Annotated in this window: 3 protein-coding genes; all 3 read right to left on the reverse strand. The window is 45.0% G+C overall.

Annotation, left to right across the window (positions count from 1 at the left end):
- Window positions 1-51 precede the first annotated feature (51 nt).
- Window positions 52-759: an ABC transporter ATP-binding protein gene (locus WB217_RS08790; protein ID WP_423992604.1), complete on the reverse strand. Its 708-nt coding sequence runs from the start codon at window positions 757-759 to the stop codon at window positions 52-54.
- On the reverse strand, window positions 737-1,510 hold the full coding sequence (locus tag WB217_RS08795; RefSeq protein WP_423992606.1) for an ABC transporter ATP-binding protein: 774 nt from the start codon (window positions 1,508-1,510) through the stop codon (window positions 737-739). Before WB217_RS08795 ends, WB217_RS08790 begins: the two co-directional genes overlap by 23 nt.
- 73 nt (window positions 1,511-1,583) lie before the next feature.
- Window positions 1,584-2,153 (reverse strand): ABC transporter substrate-binding protein (locus tag WB217_RS08800; RefSeq protein ID WP_423992608.1); only part of this gene is annotated, 570 nt, incomplete at its 5' end.

Here is a 2,153-nt window from a genome sequence, read left to right on the forward strand (position 1 = left end):
GGCCATTAAGACTTAAACTAATTAGGACATCCACTATTTCTTCCTCCCTTCCTAGGCAATCCCGAGATATTTCCTTCTCATTTCTTCATCTTCACGCAGAATTTTCATTGGGCCGTTTGATACAGTCCGGCCATCATCGATGATGTAAAAGCTGTCGCCAATTGTACTGGCCATCATGAAGTTTTGCTCTACCAGTATGATTGTCGTCTTTTCCTTCATTTGCTGGATAGATTCCATCACCTTTTCAACGACAATTGGTGCAAGTCCTTTGCTTGGTTCATCAATCAACAGGAGCTCATTGTCATTGACATAAGCACGTGCGATGGACAGCATTTGCTTCTGTCCGCCGCTCAGGAGGCCGCCTGGTTTTTTCCAAAACCGTTTTAGATCTGGAAACAGATCAAGAATATAATCCAGCCTTTGGCGTGTTTCATCATTTTCCTTTTTGACAGCCACTTTAATATTCTCTTCAACCGTTAATTCAGAAAAAATCCCCTGATCCTCGGGAACATAGCCGATGCCTTTATTGGCAATCGTATACGTTGGCAAGCCTTTGATTTCTTCGCCTTTGTATTGAATTATGCCTTTTGAAGCCTGGTTCAAGCCCATGATCGTCCTTAAAGTAGTCGTTTTTCCGGCACCGTTCCTTCCCAGCAGGACCGTGACTTCACCCTTTGGTACTTCAAAGGAAACGCCTTGAAGGATATGGTACTGGCCGATATATGTTTCAACCTGGTCAAGTTTTAGCAGCGTGCTCACTATGCAAACCTCCTAAATAAGCAGACTGAACGGTTTCATTTTTCATGATCTCTTCAGGAGTCCCATCGGCAAGCAGGCTGCCGTTGAATAGCACCATAATGGAGTCTGAAAGGTCCATGATCATATCCATCTTGTGTTCGATCAAGATGATCGTTCGGTCGCCTCTTTGTTTAATTTTGCGGATGACTTCCAGAATGGCCGGTACCTCTTCGAGCGACATGCCTGCAGTCGGTTCATCAAGGAGCAGTACTTCTGTATTCAAAGCTAGGAGCATCGCGATTTCCAGCTTCCTTTTTTCACCGTGGGCAAGGTTACTTGCGAGGGCATCCTTTTTTTCTTCAAGTAAAACAAGCTTCAGCCACTCTGCTGCTTCCTCTTCAAATTTTTTGAACGCCCTGAAGTGCCTTATCATCTGGTATCGGACACCGGCATGCGACTGGACTGCGAGGCGGACATTTTCCATCACTGTCAGATTAGGGAATACATTCGTGATCTGAAAGGACCGCCCGATTCCTGCCCTCGTCCTTTTCGTTGGGGAAAGCTTTGTGATTTCGCTGCCTTTATATATGACCTGTCCTTTTGTTGGCATAAGCTGCCCGCTCAGGAGATTAAAGAAAGTCGTTTTGCCCGCCCCGTTCGGACCAATGATGGATTTGAAATGATTTTGCGGGACCGAAATGCTAACAGAGTCAACCGCCGTATGCCCTCCAAACGTGATACTCAAGTCTTTTGTTTCTAAAATTGCAGCCACTTTATTCACCACCCTTGTAAAATAAAAGCATAATGAACTCCGGCGAAAAGTACCGAAGTTCATTATGAGTGTTTTAGTTGCGGACTGGAGGAGCCGTTTCTTCCGGCGAAAGTTCACGAATCAGGACAGGTACTGGATAGTTAACTCCATCCTTCTTTTCAAGTTTGATAGCGTATAGGGCTTGAAGTGCCTGATGGTCTTCTGCACGGAATGTCATCTTGCCTTTTGGAGATTCAAAGCTCATGCCTTCCATTGTTTTGATCAATTTCTTAGAATCTGTGTCACCCTCTGTTTTCTTAAGAGCTTCGACAATCGCGATCGCCGCACTCATACCGCCTGGAGTGAATAAATCAGGAAGCTCGCCGTTGAAGCGCTTTTTATGCTCATCAACAAGCCATTTGTTTATGTCATTTTGAGGAAGATCGTGGTAGTAAACCGTGAAGCCTTCCATGCCAACAAGCGGCTGCATTGTTGCAAGTGCTGCGATATCAGGAGCACCCGTTGAAATCTTGATGCCTTTTTCTTGTACCTTCATGTCAGCAATCTGGTTCCAGGGAGAATTAGCTCCAGCCCAAACGACAAATAGATAATCCGGCTTCTGGTCAATGATTTTTTGGATATTAGAAGTGAAATCTGTAGCAGC

The sequence above is a fragment of the Mesobacillus sp. genome (assembly GCF_049588175.1).
Taxonomy (GTDB): domain Bacteria; phylum Bacillota; class Bacilli; order Bacillales; family Cytobacillaceae; genus Mesobacillus.